The sequence below is a fragment of the Heliorestis convoluta genome (assembly GCF_009649955.1).
In the GTDB taxonomy this organism is placed as follows: domain Bacteria; phylum Bacillota; class Desulfitobacteriia; order Heliobacteriales; family Heliobacteriaceae; genus Heliorestis; species Heliorestis convoluta.
This window is the reverse complement of the sequence record NZ_CP045875.1, coordinates 543,320-558,751: the sequence shown is the minus strand read 5'-3', so window position 1 is coordinate 558,751 and position 15,432 is coordinate 543,320. Positions and strand designations below refer to the sequence as shown.

At 44.6% G+C, this 15,432-nt stretch carries 15 protein-coding genes; 5 read left to right on the top strand and 10 right to left on the bottom strand.

Annotation, left to right across the window (positions count from 1 at the left end):
* Positions 1 to 333: 333 nt before the first annotated feature.
* The 3 genes from fdnG to FTV88_RS02480 are packed head-to-tail and all read left to right on the top strand — an operon-like array spanning position 334 to position 4,766.
* Positions 334 to 3,315, top strand: a complete 2,982-nt coding sequence (gene fdnG / locus FTV88_RS02490; RefSeq protein ID WP_153724249.1) for a formate dehydrogenase-N subunit alpha — start codon at positions 334 to 336, stop codon at positions 3,313 to 3,315.
* A gap of 1 nt (position 3,316) precedes the next feature.
* A complete protein-coding gene (locus FTV88_RS02485; protein ID WP_153724248.1) occupies positions 3,317 to 4,108 on the top strand; it encodes a 4Fe-4S dicluster domain-containing protein in 792 nt (263 codons plus the stop codon).
* Positions 4,101 to 4,766 (top strand): formate dehydrogenase subunit gamma, encoded by a 666-nt coding sequence (locus FTV88_RS02480; RefSeq protein ID WP_153724247.1) that lies wholly within the window; start codon positions 4,101 to 4,103, stop codon positions 4,764 to 4,766. Before FTV88_RS02485 ends, FTV88_RS02480 begins: the two co-directional genes overlap by 8 nt.
* 114 nt (positions 4,767 to 4,880) lie before the next feature.
* On the opposite strand, the gene lexA is transcribed toward FTV88_RS02480, so the two are convergent.
* Positions 4,881 to 5,474 carry a transcriptional repressor LexA gene (gene lexA, locus FTV88_RS02475; protein ID WP_153726474.1) on the bottom strand — a complete coding sequence of 198 codons (594 nt, stop codon included), beginning with the start codon at positions 5,472 to 5,474 and terminating at the stop codon, positions 4,881 to 4,883.
* 336 nt (positions 5,475 to 5,810) lie between these two features.
* Between lexA and FTV88_RS02470 the strand changes: the two genes are divergently transcribed.
* Positions 5,811 to 6,410, top strand: a complete 600-nt coding sequence (locus FTV88_RS02470; RefSeq protein ID WP_153724246.1) for a phosphatase PAP2 family protein — start codon at positions 5,811 to 5,813, stop codon at positions 6,408 to 6,410.
* Between the two features lie 67 nt (positions 6,411 to 6,477).
* Here the strand turns inward: FTV88_RS02470 and FTV88_RS02465 are convergent, their stop codons facing one another.
* Positions 6,478 to 6,729 carry an AbrB/MazE/SpoVT family DNA-binding domain-containing protein gene (locus tag FTV88_RS02465; protein ID WP_153724245.1) on the bottom strand — a complete coding sequence of 84 codons (252 nt, stop codon included), beginning with the start codon at positions 6,727 to 6,729 and terminating at the stop codon, positions 6,478 to 6,480.
* Between the two features lie 335 nt (positions 6,730 to 7,064).
* Here FTV88_RS02465 and FTV88_RS15535 point away from each other — a divergent pair, with 335 nt between their 5' ends.
* Positions 7,065 to 7,205 (top strand): hypothetical protein, encoded by a 141-nt coding sequence (locus FTV88_RS15535; RefSeq protein WP_170285768.1) that lies wholly within the window; start codon positions 7,065 to 7,067, stop codon positions 7,203 to 7,205.
* Positions 7,206 to 7,346: 141 nt separating this feature from the next.
* Here the strand turns inward: FTV88_RS15535 and FTV88_RS02460 are convergent, their stop codons facing one another.
* From FTV88_RS02460 to alaS, 8 genes are all read right to left on the bottom strand, one after another.
* Positions 7,347 to 7,556: a hypothetical protein gene (locus tag FTV88_RS02460; RefSeq protein WP_153724244.1), complete on the bottom strand. Its 210-nt coding sequence runs from the start codon at positions 7,554 to 7,556 to the stop codon at positions 7,347 to 7,349.
* 66 nt (positions 7,557 to 7,622) lie between these two features.
* Positions 7,623 to 9,131, bottom strand: a complete 1,509-nt coding sequence (locus FTV88_RS02455; RefSeq protein ID WP_153724243.1) for a U32 family peptidase C-terminal domain-containing protein — start codon at positions 9,129 to 9,131, stop codon at positions 7,623 to 7,625.
* Positions 9,121 to 10,134, bottom strand: coding sequence for an endolytic transglycosylase MltG (gene mltG / locus FTV88_RS02450; RefSeq protein ID WP_162007863.1), 1,014 nt, complete (start codon positions 10,132 to 10,134; stop codon positions 9,121 to 9,123). The genes FTV88_RS02455 and mltG overlap by 11 nt, the downstream gene beginning before the upstream one ends.
* Positions 10,135 to 10,382: 248 nt before the next feature.
* A complete protein-coding gene (locus FTV88_RS02445) occupies positions 10,383 to 10,649 on the bottom strand; it encodes a DUF1292 domain-containing protein (protein ID WP_153724241.1) in 267 nt (88 codons plus the stop codon).
* A 123-nt stretch (positions 10,650 to 10,772) separates the two neighbouring features.
* Entirely contained in the window at positions 10,773 to 11,183 is a 411-nt protein-coding gene (ruvX, locus tag FTV88_RS02440; protein WP_153724240.1) for a Holliday junction resolvase RuvX, read from the bottom strand.
* A gap of 5 nt (positions 11,184 to 11,188) precedes the next feature.
* Positions 11,189 to 12,130: an aldo/keto reductase gene (locus FTV88_RS02435; protein ID WP_153724239.1), complete on the bottom strand. Its 942-nt coding sequence runs from the start codon at positions 12,128 to 12,130 to the stop codon at positions 11,189 to 11,191.
* Entirely contained in the window at positions 12,127 to 12,393 is a 267-nt protein-coding gene (locus FTV88_RS02430) for an IreB family regulatory phosphoprotein (protein ID WP_153724238.1), read from the bottom strand. The genes FTV88_RS02435 and FTV88_RS02430 overlap by 4 nt, the downstream gene beginning before the upstream one ends.
* A gap of 233 nt (positions 12,394 to 12,626) precedes the next feature.
* The gene (gene alaS, locus FTV88_RS02425) at positions 12,627 to 15,278 is read right to left on the bottom strand and encodes an alanine--tRNA ligase (RefSeq protein ID WP_153724237.1); all 2,652 of its coding nucleotides are present in this window, start codon (positions 15,276 to 15,278) and stop codon (positions 12,627 to 12,629) included.
* Positions 15,279 to 15,432: the final 154 nt, after the last annotated feature.

Below are 15,432 nucleotides of genomic sequence, written 5' to 3'. Positions count from 1 at the left end.
GTTGCGTATAGAAGAAAGTTTCGCCAAGCTATTCCAACGGAAGTAACAATCAGCAAAAACCTTCTGGGACTGGGCATCACGCTTTCCGGAGCGGGACTTGGGACCTCAGCTGTCGCCAGCTTGCTGGCGGTAACAGCGTGGGACCAGTCCAGAGCGGAGGAAAGCGTGATGCCCTGGCCCCTGCAAGAAGTAACCCCAACGTAATCAGGAAACATTGATGAAGACAACTGCATCATTTCTGCTGGAAGGAAAGCTCCCATTGATTTTTTAATTGATTGGGACTTTCTTTTTTTAATTATTTAGGCTCAACAAGACGACAGAGGAGAGTATGCATTGAAAAGTATCAACAGGCGACAGTTTTTACAAATTTCTGGTGCTACAACGGCACTTGTAGCGTCAAACCTAGGCTTTTCCCTTCAGAGCCTAGAAGCCAATACGCCACGATTGCGCATCGCTGAAGCGAGAGAAACCACTTCTATATGCTGTTTCTGCTCTTGCGGCTGCGGTTTGCTTTGCCATACGAAAGATGGCCAATTGATCAACGTAGAAGGAGATCCCGACAACCCTGTTAATAGAGGTACCAATTGCTCCAAAGGAGCTGCTGCTTTTCAAAAGACAAAAAATGATCAACGAGTAACGCATGTTCTCTATCGTGCCCCCGGCTCTACACAATGGGAACAAAAGTCTTGGGACTGGGCCCTTGAGGAAATTGCCCAAAGAGTCGTAGCGACCAGAGATGATTCGATGGTACATAAAAATAGTAAAAATGTTATCGTCAATCGAACAGAAGCGATTGCGAGCCTGGGCTCATCGATGTTGAATAATGAAGACCTTTATCTGATTTCCAAATTGATGCGTTCTTTAGGTGTCGTTAACATTGAACACCAGGCTCGACTTTGTCATAGTTCTACCGTAGCTGGATTGGCTGCAACCTTTGGAAGAGGTGCCATGACCAACACCTGGGTCGATCTGAAAAATACCGATTGTGCCCTGATCATTGGCAGCAACGCTGCAGAAAACCATCCTCTTTCTTTCAAATGGCTGATGGAAGCTCGTGAAAAAAGAGGTGCCAAGATCATTCACCTCGATCCACGATTTACGAGAACTTCTGCTCGTTCTGATTATTACGCACCTTTTCGCAGCGGTACCGACATCGCACTTTTTGGTGGCTTTTTCCACTACATCTTTGAGACGGGTCGCTACCATCACGACTATGTACTTCACTATACGAATGCTTCCTATCTCGTTCATGATGATTACGATTTTGAGGACGGCCTGTTCTCAGGTTTTGACGAAGCGGAGAAAAGCTATGACAAATCTTCATGGGCTTATCAACGTGGTTCTGATGGTCAACCGCTACGAGATATGACGCTGCAACATCCCCGTTCCGTCTTTCAAATGATGAAAAAACATTACAGTCGCTACGATGCTGATACGGTAAGTTCTGTTACAGGCATGCCTAAAGAAAAGTTTCTTCAGGTGGCGGAACTCTTTACCGAGACAGCTCACCCTGGTAAAACAGGCACCATCTTGTATGCCATGGGTTCAACACAACATACTGTAGGCGCTCAAAACTGCCGATGCATGTCAATGTTGCAGCTTTTACTTGGTAATATTGGCCGTCCAGGCGGTGGACTCAATGCTTTACGAGGCCACTCCAACGTACAAGGTTCAACCGATATGGCTTGCCTCTATCACCTCTTACCAGGCTACCTCCCTGCTCCGAACGATGTAGATCATGCTGATTTGGCTCTTTACAATGCTACAACACCCTCTGATGGCTATTGGACCAATCGTCCGAAGTTTTTGGCCAGCTTACTGAAAGCTTGGTGGGGTGAACAGGCGCAACGAAGCAATGATTTTGCTTACCACTATTTGCCGAAGCAGCAAAAAGGCTATAACCACTCCCATATCGGTATTTTTGAAGATATGCTCAAAGGCATCGTGCAAGGCCTCTTCGTCTGGGGACAAAACCCTGCTGTGGCCGGTCCGAACAGTTCTGTGGAGTGTAAGGCTTTAGAGAAGCTCAAATGGTTGGTGCAAGTCGATCTCTTCGACAATGAAACCTCCTCTTTCTGGAAAAGACCGGGCGCTCGCTCTGAAGACATTGAGACGGAAGTCTTTCTATTGCCAGCCGCTTCATTCATGGAAAAAGAAGGTTCCCTTACCCATAGTGGACGGGTCATTCAATACCGTTGGCAGGCCGTACAACCGAAAGGCGATAGCCGCCCAGAATCTTGGATTCTTGATCAGCTCGCTAGAAAGATCAAAGAGCATTATGAAGAAAGCCCTAAGGCCCAAGACGAGCCCCTTCGCTATCTCACCTGGAATTACGGAGACAGTGCCGATCAAGTCACTTTTGTTGACGCAGTCGCTAGAGAAATAAATGGCAAAGAAGTAAGCACCGGTGCACAGTTAAAAGGATTTGGTGAACTAAAAGAGGATGGCACCACCAGTTGCGGTAACTGGATTTACAGTGGCTATCATACTGGTGACCAGAACAACTCGAAAAAACGAGAACAAAGCGATCCTTCTGGCCTTGGCTTCTACCCAGAGTGGGGCTTTGCTTGGCCAGCCAACCGACGTATTCTTTATAACCGCGCCAACTGCGATCCTTCTGGACAAGCTTGGTCAGAAGAGAAAAAGACCATCTGGTGGAATTCACTAGAAGGACGTTGGGTTGGCTACGATGTACCTGATTTTCCTGCCACTCGTTCACCAGAAGAAACCGGCGGTAAAAGCCCCTTTATTATGCTGCCTGAAGGCCACGGCAGATTGTTTGCTGTCAATGCCATGAACGAAGGACCTTTCCCCGAACATTACGAGCCTTATGAAAGCCCTGTCAGCAATTTGCTATCCTCTGTCTCTTACAACCCTGTGATCAAGATCTGGGATCACAATGAAAAAGGAGACGCTGATCAATATCCCGTCGTATGTTCTACTTGGCGTGTATGCGAACATTGGCATACAGGCTCCACCACTCGCAATATGCCCTGGTTGGCAGAATTGATGCCAGCCCTCTTTGCTGAGATCCCACCATCTCTAGCCAAAAAACGGGGCATCAAAAACGGTGACAAAATCGAAGTCCTTTCAGCCCGTGGCAAAATCGAAGCAGCCGCGATGGTGACAGAAAGGATACAACCTTTGCATGTTAACGGTCAAGATATCGAACAGATTGGCTTGGCTTGGTGCTTCGGCTACCAGGGATTGGTCAAAGGCGATATTACCAATACGCTTTCGCCTCACGTCGGCGATGCCAATACAACGATTCCAGAATATAAAGCCTTTCTGGTTGACGTAAGGAAGGTGAAGTAAGATGACAAGAATGGCGCGTTTTGTTGATATAACCAAATGCATTGCTTGTCGTGGCTGTCAAGTTGCTTGTAAGCAATGGAACCAACTGCCTGGCGAGATTGGCCCTTTTACAGGGACTTATCAATCCCACAATGATCTATCTCCCAACCGCTGGACGATGATTCAGTACTATGAATATAAAAACAACCAGGGAGAACTGCAATGGGATTTCCTCAAGAAATGCTGTCTTCACTGCGGTGAAGCTTCTTGCATCAAAGCTTGTCCCAACGATGCGTTACGGAAAACTGACATTGGCACCGTCATGACGATCAAAGATAAGTGCGTCGGCTGTGGTTACTGTGCCATCTACTGTCCTTTTAACATTCCAAAAGTAGACAAAAGAACGAAAAAAATGTCCAAATGTACGGCCTGCGTTGGTCGCATCAAAAACAACATGGAAGAGCCTTGTGTCAAAACTTGTGTTACCGATGCTATAAAATCTGGCCCCCGTGACGAAATGGTCAGAATCGCAGAAAAGCGCTTGGAAGAAGTCAAAGGCAAGTATCCTGAAGCCAATCTCTATGGCGTCAATGAACTTAGCGGTTTGGGTATGATTTACCTCTTGCCTCAAAGCCCTTCTACGTACGACTTGCCGGAAAACCCAACGGCGCCCCTGTCTCTAGGTTTGTTCAAAAATGTAGTACAACCAGCTGGCTCTCTGGCTCTTGGTGGTACCGTCCTTGGCTTGGCTGGAGCGGCTTTGATCAGTTGGCGCAATGAACGGATGAAAGGAGGGGACAAGAAGAATGGCTAAATCAAAAGGACCAATGGTTGAGAAGTTTCCTCTCGATCAACGAGTTGTGCACTGGATCGGCTCGATCAGTTTTATCATTTGTGCACTCACTGGGCTTTTGCTCTTTACGACAGCTCTTGACTTTTTAGCGCCGCTCTTCGGTGGCAAAGCAACAGCTGGTCGCATCCACTTGATTTCTGGCATTGTTTTTGCCATCACACCTCTGATCGCCCTGATCTGGAATGGCAAAAATTTAATACACTTTCTCCGTGATATCAGCCATTTTGACAAAGACGATATTGCTTTTCTCAAGGGCTTCTTCCCTTACATTATGAATAGCCCTGGCTACCAATACCCGCCACAAGGCAAGTACAACGGTGGTGAGAAGTTACAAGCTTTGGCTCAAGTTTTTCTCGGCGTAGCCATCATCATCACTGGCTTTATCCTCGCTTTCGATCGTTTTTTCAGTCCCTTGCTGTTACAACTATCCCTTCCCATTCACAGCATTGCAGCCCTCGTTACCATGTTGCTCGCTCTTGGTCATATCTTCTTTGCCGCCATCAATCCACGAAGCAACGCCGCGTTATCTGGTATGATCAATGGCAAGGTACCGGTAGAGAAAGTCAAAATTTCCAATACCAAGTGGTATGAACAATTAAAAAAAGAAAAGCGCATCTAAAGAGCCCAAATAGAATTGCACTACAAAAACCCCCGCAACTCCTTCATTTACAAAGGTTTGCGGGGGCTTTTTGCTCTCAAATTCTTCTGCAATGTGCTTTTCTAGGTAAGACTTCTAGGTCAAGCGTCGTATAAGCGTAATAACTTTACCTAAAATGGTAACGTCACGACTAAAGATAGGTTCTAAATCGCTATTTTCTGGTTGTAGCCGAATCTGGCCATCTTCTTTAAAAAATCGTTTTACTGTTACTTCGTCTTCTAAAAGAGCGACTGCAATCTCTCCATTTTGCACATTTTGCTGTTGCCTGACGATAACAATGTCACTGTTGTATATGCCTGCATTGATCATACTGTCGCCTTTCACGCGCAAGGCAAAAAAATCGCCTTCGCCCACAAAGGTTTTGGCCACAGGCAAGTATTCTTCAATGCATTCGACAGCTAATAAGGGCATACCTGCAGCAACCGTTCCAATCAGAGGTATGGCGTGAAAATCAGGGCGCTGTCCAATAATTTCAATCGTTCTAGGCTTAGAAGGATCTTTGCGAATAAAACCTTTCTTCTCAAGGCGCTCTAGATAGAGATGAACTGTAGAACTAGAGGCCCAGCCCATCTTCTCTCCAATTTCTCTTACACTCGGGGGATACCCTTTGGCGTGAACAAAATCTTTAAGCATATGATACAAGTCTTTTTCTCTCGGTGTTAAGTTCATGTTCAACACCTCTCCTTCTACTCTTACTTATTATAATACCATGTTTTTACTATGAGAACAACAGTTTTTACAATATTTGTTCTTTTTTTGCCTTCTTGCTAGGAATGATAGGAAATAATATGCAAGAAAAGGGAATACTTTTAATCAGCAAAACTCTCTGGGACTGATCAAGCACGCTTTCCGCTGCGGGACTTTTCCTCAGCCTATCAGTAGCTGGCTTGTATCCTCTAACATGATAAGTTAGTATGATATTGAGTTTTATTTTTATAAGACGAAATCATTGATGTACGAAGGAGGCGAATCATTCTGCTTCAGTTATCTCGGTTTTTTCTGGCATTGCTTGCAGGTACAGCTGTCATTGTTATAAGTGGCGCCTTGGGCAAAGTTCTTATACAGTGGGAGCTTATTCCAGCAATTGATGAATGGCTTTTGCTGGCCCTTGCTTCATTTCGCAATGATTTTCTTAATGCTTTCATGAACGGAATTACCCAGCTAGGTTCTGCCCAGTTGTTGATTCCCTTAACTTTGCTTTTTATGTTTCTCTTCTATCGCCAAGGTGCCTACGACAAAGTGAAGTTCCTTTTTGCGCTGTTGTTAGCCTGGGGCTACTTTAATTATCCTCTAAAAGCCCTATTTGCCCGTGTTCGACCTGATATTGTAGAAGCGCTCGTTATGGAGTCTTCACCTGCCTATCCTTCTGGTCATACTCTCGGTGCAGCTTTAATTCTACCAGCTTTGTTATTAACTTTAACAGAAGGATCTCTTCGAAAAAAAGCATTTCCTGTTGTTATTTTTCTTATTTTATCAGTTGGGCTAAGCCGTATTTATCTAGGCGCTCATTGGCCCAGTGATGTACTTGCTTCCTTATTAGGTACGGTCGCTTTTTGGTTTGTCTATCATTCAAAAACTTTAACAGTAGCATTGAAAAGATTCTAGTAATCAAGTAAGAAAAAGGGATGGCCGCTTTGGCGCCATCCCTTTTTTCATGGTTTTTTCCTACTGATCAAACAACAATATGATCAGCAACAGCTGTTGCACATTGGCGGCAGACCATTTTACCTTTGTAATTCTGTATGTCTACGGCACTTCCACAAAACACGCACGCTGGTTCGTATTTTTTTAAGATGATTTTTTCGTTGTCTACATAAATTTCCAGACCGTCTTTTTCTACTATCCCCATAATTCTACGTAACTCCATGGGAATTACGACACGACCAAGCTCATCTACTTTCCGTACGATACCTGTTGATTTCATTTTCTTCTTCTACCCCTTTCGCTTATCTTGTCATTATGTGCGTACACTGCAGTGCTCTAAGCAGTTTGCTGTTACTAGTTGGCAAAGTTCGTTGTAGTTCGCTACAATAGTCTGTAAATTTCTTCCTATAAAATACGATTCTTTGTTCTTTATTTCACTGTTTCGACAGCTTGTCTGCTTACTTTTACTATACCCACCACAGTATGCAATGTCAACCTTTATTTTCCATATTTACGACATTTTTTTCTTCTATTTCCTTTCTTTTGGATAAGCATGATTAAGACCTTTGTAGGTTGGTCATACTATAAAAAATTGAAAGGAGAGATAGAGAAAAGATGGACAATAATGCTGAAAAGACAAAGCAAAATGCTCTTGATGGCACTACCTGGGAGTTCCTCAATGTAGGTTGGTGGGTTTGGCACGTTGTAGCCATTGCCTTGGTGTTCTATCTAGGACATTTGCTCTGGCCTCGATAAATCGAATAGATTTTTTGTTTTCATAATAGGTTCTTTCCCCTATTGTTATTTTTAACCCACAATGCGAAAGACCCCAAGCAGTTCGTGACTTGCTTGGGGTCTTTCTTTGTATAAAGACCTTACCCTTGCCTAGTATTCATATTAGTTTTGCAAATCCTGATCAACGCCATACTTGTTCTGCAATATTTCCTTGATACGGTTGGCACGCAGGGCATCTGTCGTGGCGTACTCTTTAAAGATCTGAGCCACTTCTGCATCCTCTGTAGTCTGAGAAAATTTTTGATAGTCTCTGACAAGCTCTTGTTCGTTCAGCAGTGCTTTCATCAAAAAGTCTCTTGTATTTAATTCCATATCTGACCGTCACCTCCGAGCATAGTGTTCCCGATGTTGACAGTCTCTTCACGCGGAATTTTTTGGTTAAGATGGCTTTGTTTTGCTCGGATCTTCAAAGAGCTGGGCTGGCCAGGGTAGTGTTTCTAATATCTTAATAACTTCAGGTCGCGTATCTTTTGTCGTTCGAATCAAGACAATGCCGCTTTGGCGATCGACTGTTGTAGGAACGCCAAGATGGCCAAATCCTTCAAGAATTATATCCAGATGGAAAATATGAGAAGGGTCGATCCGAACTTTGAGAAATTCTTCCTCCCCACTTCCTTTAGGACGTCGAACCATATCTAGGGGCGCTAAAGGAAAGCGACTTTTCAGCCAGATTAATTGATGAGGCCGAGGCGCTTGGTCAATCGGTTGGTTCTCTTCGTCCCAGATTTCGTTGGCCACAGTGAGAAAGTTGGCTTTATTAGGACCTGTAAATTCAAGAATGTCACCGAGAAGAATACGATTGCGCACCTCTACTTGTACCCGTTGGTTGGCTTCATCATAATGCCGTACAACGCCAACGAAGTCGTATTCGCGGTTGTACGCCACATCGGGTTCTTGACCGGGTGGACCGTACAGAAAGCCTCGCGTATAAGGGCGATGACTGATCTTGCTTAGTTCATCCCACCAAGCCCGGTCAACCTGATAGGCTTTGCCTTCTGCTTTTTTCTTATAGTAACTATCAATAGCACGACGATAGACCTGGGTGACTGTAGAGACATAGTGAACGCTTTTCATGCGCCCTTCGATTTTGAAGCTTTTGATGCCACTTTCAATCAGAGCAGGAATGTCTGCTAAAAGACAGAGGTCGCGAGCGTTAAAAATATAGGAGCCTCTTTCATCTTCTTCAATAGGCATGTACATACCTGGACGCTGTTCTTCTTGTAAAGCATATTTCCATCGACAAGCCTGGGTACATTCACCCTGGTTGGCCTTGCGACCCGTAAGATAATCGCTGATTAGACAGCGTCCAGAGTAGGACATACACATGGCGCCATGAATAAACACTTCGAGCTCTACATCGACTTCTTCTTGGATTTCTCGAATTTCTTGAAGCGACAGTTCTCGCGCCAATACGATGCGCTCGGCACCTAAGTCCGACCAAAAACGAGCTGCTTCCACGTTCGTGACATTGGCTTGCGTGCTAATGTGAATTGGCATATTGGGCACAGTACGACGAGCAATCGCAAAAACACCAGGGTCTGAAACAATAATAGCATCTGCGCCGATTGCTTCGATTTCTCGTAAATACTCATCCAACCCTAGTAAATCCTTGTTATGGGCAAAAATGTTCACCGTGATATACGCTTTCTTACCCTGGCTATGGGCAAGTGTAATGGCTTTCTCCATTTGTTCGGTTGTAAAGTTGCCTGCATAGGCGCGAAGACCGAAGCGGCCTCCAGCCATGTATATCGCATCGGCACCATACTGAAGCGCCATGGTTAGTTTTTCCAGGTTGCCTGCTGGTGCTAGAAGTTCAACAGGGCTTTCTAGAGACTCTCTGTTCTTTGAGTCATTCGGTTTCTTCTCTTCTATTCGTTCAATTGACATAACGTGCCACCGCCCGATTGTGTTCTTCAAAAGTTCTACTAAAGTGATGGTATCCTTGCCCTTTTGCCACAAAGTATAGATAGTCCACGTCGGCCGGATAAAGGGCTGCATCGAGACTGAGGCGGCCTGGTGAAGCAATAGGTCCTGGTGGTAAGCCATTGTTGCGATAGGTGTTATAGGGCGATTGAATCTCTAAGTCTTGCAGATATAACCGCTCTCTCGGTTCGTCTAAGAGGTATTGAATGGTTGAACAAGCCTCTAGCCGCTGATTCCTATGCAATCGGTTGTGAAAAACAGCAGAAATAATCGGTCTTTCCTCATGGATAACAGCTTCTCTTTCAATGATTGAAGCTAAGGTTACCACTTCTTTTATAGTCATGCCCAAGTCATCGGCTCGTTGTCGCACTTCCGTTGTCACTTCTTGGTTAAAGCGTTGTACCAACATTCTAACAAGTTCTTCTTCTGTAATATTGCGAGCCACGCGGTAGGTAGCTGGAAAGAGAAAACCTTCTAGTCGATAAATATCGCCTGTCTCTTCGATATAGTCATAAGGCAATGGCGAAAAAGCAAGGGCGTGATGAAAGCGGTCTTCGTCTACCAGATCGCGATTGACAAGAAGTTGAGTGATTTGCTTGATGGTAAAGCCTTCCGGGATAGTAAATGTATGAAGAATAGGCTTGCCGTTTTGCAGCTCTTGTACAATTTCTGGGACATTCATATAGGGACCCAAGGCGTATTCGCCTGCTTTGAGGTAATCATCTGAATTAAATCGAACATAGTAATAGAAAACAGCAGCACTTCGAATAATTCCTTTTTCTTCAAGAATCTGACCAATTCGCTCCACCGTTGCATTCGCTGGAATGGTAACAATAATTTCTTCCTTTGAGTTCGCCGAAAGTGGCTTCAATTGTTCCTGGTATAAAAAATAGGCCATGGTAGCGATAAATACGGTAAGGACTGTGATGAGGACTATGCCTGATCTGCCCTTTTTTTTCTTACTCATAGTAAGCCCTCCTCTGCAGTCCTTGGTGCAAAACCAACTTCTTTCAATCTCGATCTTTTGCTTCATCTTCAAACATACTTTATTCTATCATAGATACTTCTAAGGCTTATGAGAGCATTATACTTTTTTCTGCTTTTGGGCTCAATATGTATCGAAAAAGTGCTAATAAAGTGATAGATCCTCCGTAAAGAAAATCAAAAAACCATTCGGACTATCCGAATGGTTTTTCACAAAATAGCTTTCTTATATTAGTCTTCGTCCATCTCTTCTTCTGTGAGTTCTTGCCAGTAGTCAGCTACTTTTTCCCACTCTTCATCATCTTCGATATGGCTGAAAACTTCTTCACCATCTTCTAACTCCACACGTAGGATGATAGCCTCATCTTCTTCGTCGTCAGCAGGTAGAAGAACTGCGTACTCTTTGCCGTCTACTTCGACTCGATCCAGTTCCTCAAATTCAATCTCGTTACCTTCTTCGTCTGTAAGAATGATGATGTTTTCTTGTTCCTGATCCATTCGTCTATCACCTCTCAATTCGATACCAAGCTGATACCATTGTATACCAGCCTTTTCTACTTTGTCAATAAAAGCTCAAAGTTACGTAAATTAGTATGTCCTCTCTTCTAGGATTATAAACCTTCACCTTTTGGAATCTAGATAGTTCTGTAAGATGAAGACAGCGGCAATTTTATCTACCACTTCTTTGCGTTTAGCGCGAGAGACATCACCTTGAAGAAGTGTTTTCTGGGCAGCCACTGTTGTAAGCCGTTCATCCCAGTATACAACTGGAATCTTGAATCGTTCCTTCATTTTCTCCCCAAACTTGCGAACTTCTTCTGCTTTGGGGCCATAGGTTCCATTCATATTGCGAGGAAGACCACAAACAATGGTGCTCACTTCATAGATATGGATTTGCTCTTGAAGATGTGCTAGAACTTTTTCGTTCGAACTGCGCTGCAACGTTTCTAGCCCCTGGGCTGTCCAACCCATGGGGTCGGAAATGGCGATGCCAATTCGCTTATCGCCAATATCTAAGCCTAGAATTCGCATGAACTTTATACCACCTTGATACAAAAGTCGGGACAGGCGCTGCTGCAATAGCCGCAGAGAATGCACTGTTCCTGCTCCACGGTGGCTTGCCCTGCTTTAATTTGTAAAACTCCCTGGGGACAGCGCTCTATACAGCTCCCACAGCCGCTACACCAATCTTCAATCAGTAGACGGCGCTTTCTCTGCTGCACGGCTTCCCAAGTAGCACTATCTCCATCGAGACCTTGAAAAAGCTCTATATTGAGAGCCAGTTCTTCTTCCGATTGCATCCCTACAGCTATAGAGTGCAAGTGAGGGTTCTTCAAAACCCAGCGTAAAGCTTCTCGAGCTTGACCAAAAAGATGGCCCCCTCCTAAAGCTTTCATGCCATAAAGTCCCTTGCCGGCTTGATAAGCCTCCGCAATGGCTTGTACCATCTCTTCAACTGTTCCATCGACGATGCCAATGCCACTTCGATTGATGATGGGGTGAATCACGTCTAGATCGGGATGTTTTGTCGCTGCTTTAACAGCTCTTATCGTATGAGTTGAAATACCTGTCGCTTTGACCCAGCCTTTGCTTTTGGCCTGAAGAAGATATTCAAGGGCTTCTTGGTGACCTCGCAAGGTATGTTCACTTTCCTGCTCATGAAGCAGAAAAATATCGATTACATCTCGATCTAATTCTCGCCTCGCTTCCTCGATAGCCTGGGCCATATCAGCCTGGTTATAGGCATAGGACTTGGTCGCAATCACCACAGGCTGATGATAGTGCTTCAGCGCTTCTCGAATATAAGGGTACGTCTGATAGAGCTGGGCCGTGTCAACAAAATTTACAGCTGACTCAAAAGCCCTTCTGAGCAAAGCAGCGCCTTCTTCTAAAGATAGATTGGCTTGCAAAGGGCCAAGAGTCAAGCTGCCAAAACAGAGTCGGGATACCTTAATTCCCGTACGACCTAAGGCTCTCACTTTTGATGAGACTCTAAATAGTGACGTACCAGCTCTTCTAAGAGGTCATCTCGCTCTAGCTTACGAATCAAGTTGCGAGCATTTTGATGGCTTGTAATATAAGCAGGATCGCCTGACAAGAGATAGCCTACCATTTGATTGATAGGGTTGTATCCTTTTTCTTCCAAGGCTTGATGGACCGCTTGTAAAATATCACTCGTCGCCATCTCTTCCTCTTGCTTTGTCTGAAACATCATGGTCTGTTCAAAGGTATCATGAGACATCAACGTTTACCCCCCATCGTTACGAATGAAACAGTGCCTTATCTTCTTAATGGTACCATCTTATGCTTTAAAAAAATGAAATAAGCTTTGAAATCTTTAGTAGCAAGTAGGCCCTACTTTTGTTTCATTTTTTACAAGAAACTTTAACACTTGTGAGAACTTATTCGCCATTTACCTTTATTTTTCCTCTAAAGGAAATAAGAAAATACCTTAAAGCAGCTTCGAAAGAAGTTTTATGCTTCTAGCTTATTTTTTACCCATGCTCTTGCTGCAACCAAAGCTTCTGTGACTTTGCTCGGATCTTTTCCACCGGCCTGGGCCATATCGGGTCGTCCGCCACCGCCGCCGCCAACAATTTTTGCCGTTTCTTTGATGAGTTGGCCCGCATGAAGGCCTTGTTGAATCAAATCTTTGGTAACAACAGCAAGGAGATTTACTTTACCTTCTGAAACTGATGCTAGTACTAGGACAGCCCTAGGCATTTTTTCTTTTAGAAAGTCAGCCATTTGTCGCAAGCCATCCATGTTAGGCACTTGTACTTGTACGGCCAGCACGGGTACACCCGCGATATTTTCTTGCTTTTGTAAAAGATCGTCGATCTGGTATTGCGCTAGGCGAGCTTGCAGTTGCTCAATTTCTTTTTCTTTTTCTTTGATGCTGTTTTGTACGACTTCAAGACGATGTAAAACTTCTGTAGGAGGAACTTTCAGCTTTTCCGATATCTTTTTCACTTTTTCTTCTTGATCGTTTAGATAGGCCAGGGCTGCTTGGCCTGTTAAAGCCTCAATGCGGCGAATGCCAGCGCCAATGCCACCTTCGCTAATGATTTTGAAAAGACCTATCTCACTTGTATTTTGAAGATGAGTGCCTCCACATAGTTCCAGTGAGTAATCACCCATTTTGACAACACGAACTTGGTCACCGTATTTTTCGCCGAAAAGGGCTGTTGCACCCATCGCTTTGGCTTCGTCCATCGACATTTCCATTGCTTCAATCGGTAACGCTTTGAAAATCTCTTCGTTTACTTTCACTTCAATGTCTTTCCACTCTTCCTGTGTTAGTGGCGTAAAGTGTGAAAAGTCAAAGCGTAGTCTCTCTTCTTCTACAGCCGATCCAGCCTGGTTCACATGATCACCCAGTCGATCTTTTAATGCTTTGTGCAGAAGATGGGTAGCACTGTGGTGGCTGGCAATGTGTTGGCGGCGGATCGGATGAACGATCGCTTGCGCCAATTCGTTGATAGTAACGGTGCCTTTCTCGACAATACCGCTGTGGACGATAAGGCTGCCGGCCATTTTTTTCGTACCTTTGACGATGATCTGACCCTTTTCAGTCATGATCGTACCACTATCACCTTTTTGCCCGCCTGCTTCAGCGTAAAAAGGTGTTTGCTCTAATAGAACTTGAACTGACTGACCCGCTAGAGCTTGCGCTTTTTCTTCCCCTTCTACGACAAGGGCTTGAATAGGGCTTTTCGCAGTTGTGCATTGATAACCGAGGAAAGAGGTGTTGGGAAAACGTTGAGAAAGAGCACTCCATAGCTCCATGCCAGCGCCATAACTTTCGTCTTGACGAGCCGCACGAGCGCGAGCTCTTTGCTCTTCCATGGCTTTTTCAAAGCCTTCTTTGTCGATGGTAAGGCCGTTTTCTTCCGCAATGTCTTCTGCTAGATCAAGGGGGAATCCATAGGTATCGTAAAGAATGAAAGCTTGTTGCCCTGGCAGACTTTGCCCACCCTGGTCTTTGATCTTGCTAACCATTTCCGAAGCAATTCGCATGCCATCGTGCAGTGTTTCATGGAATCGTTCTTCTTCAATTCGAATGACTTTTTCTACGAATTCTTGTTTTTCCTTGATCTCGGGGTAAGCTTGTCCCATAAGATCAACAACATTGGCAACGATTTTATACATAAAAGGCTTCTCAATACCGAGCACTTTACCAAAGCGAACAGCCCGGCGTAAGATGCGGCGCAATACGTAGCCGCGACCTTCATTGCCTGGTAAGACACCATCGGTTATCAAAAAGGTACAAGAGCGAATGTGGTCAGCAACGACACGGAAAGGAAAACCAGCTTCTCCCTTTTCATAGTTCTTTCCACTAATGCTTTCTACAGCCCCAATAAGAGGTCGCATTAGATCGGTATCGTAGTTGGTACTTACGTTTTGAATGACCGATGTAAGTCGCTCTAAGCCCATACCTGTATCAATCGATGGCTTCGGCAGGGGCGTCATCGTACCGTTCTCGTCACGATTGTATTGCATAAAAACGAGATTCCAGATCTCAAGCCAGCGATCGCAGTCACAGTGTCCGATAAAGCAAGTCTCGGCATCACAGCGAAGATGCTCGCCTCGGTCAATCAGGATCTCTGAACAAGGTCCACAGGGACCCGTATCTCCCATGGCCCAGAAATTGTCTTTTTCACCGAGGCGAAGGATGCGTTCTTCGGGGAGGCCGATGGTATTTCGCCAAATTTCGAACGCTTCATCATCGTCAAGATAGATGGTAGCGTAAAGCTTGTCTTTCGGAAGATGAACTACTTCGGTAAGAAATTCCCAACCATACTGAATCGCTTCTGTCTTAAAGTAGTCACCAAAAGAAAAGTTGCCGAGCATTTCAAAAAATGTATGGTGCCGCGCTGTTCTTCCTACTGTATCTAAATCGTTGTGCTTACCACCCGCACGAACACACTTTTGGGATGTGGCTGCCCTCACATAAGACCTTTTCTCATAACCTAAGAAAAGGTCCTTGAATTGGTTCATGCCAGCATTCGTAAAAAGTAGCGTTGGATCGTTGTGCGGAACCAGTGAGGAACTTTCTACAACCGTATGACCTTTGCTGGCGAAATAATCGAGAAATAATTGCCTGATCTCATTGCCTCTTTGCAAGGTTAATGACGCCCCCTTGATTTTGTATGTGCTGACCTTTTTGCATATTGCACGGTCTCTATGTGCTCAAATTAGACAAGGCTTTCCAAATTGTACTATACTCTCTCCCCGTTCTTGCTGTCAAGATAGCTCACCGAGGAACAGAAGAGGACGG

Bases quoted from the DNA above. Each gene is read 5' to 3' on its own strand.
- FTV88_RS02485 (WP_153724248.1), top strand. From the start codon at position 3,317: ATGACAAGAATGGCGCGTTTTGTTGATATAACCAAATGCATTGCTTGT.
- ruvX (WP_153724240.1), bottom strand. From the start codon at position 11,183: ATGCGAATTCTAGGCTTAGATATTGGCGATAAGCGAATTGGCATCGCC.
- FTV88_RS02465 (WP_153724245.1), bottom strand. From the start codon at position 6,729: ATGAAATCAACAGGTATCGTACGGAAAGTAGATGAGCTTGGTCGTGTC.
- FTV88_RS15535 (WP_170285768.1), top strand. From the start codon at position 7,065: ATGGACAATAATGCTGAAAAGACAAAGCAAAATGCTCTTGATGGCACT.
- FTV88_RS02455 (WP_153724243.1), bottom strand. From the start codon at position 9,131: ATGTCAATTGAACGAATAGAAGAGAAGAAACCGAATGACTCAAAGAAC.
- mltG (WP_162007863.1), bottom strand. From the start codon at position 10,134: ATGAGTAAGAAAAAAAAGGGCAGATCAGGCATAGTCCTCATCACAGTC.
- FTV88_RS02460 (WP_153724244.1), bottom strand. From the start codon at position 7,556: ATGGAATTAAATACAAGAGACTTTTTGATGAAAGCACTGCTGAACGAA.
- lexA (WP_153726474.1), bottom strand. From the start codon at position 5,474: ATGAACTTAACACCGAGAGAAAAAGACTTGTATCATATGCTTAAAGAT.
- FTV88_RS02445 (WP_153724241.1), bottom strand. From the start codon at position 10,649: ATGGATCAGGAACAAGAAAACATCATCATTCTTACAGACGAAGAAGGT.
- FTV88_RS02480 (WP_153724247.1), top strand. From the start codon at position 4,101: ATGGCTAAATCAAAAGGACCAATGGTTGAGAAGTTTCCTCTCGATCAA.
- FTV88_RS02430 (WP_153724238.1), bottom strand. From the start codon at position 12,393: ATGTCTCATGATACCTTTGAACAGACCATGATGTTTCAGACAAAGCAA.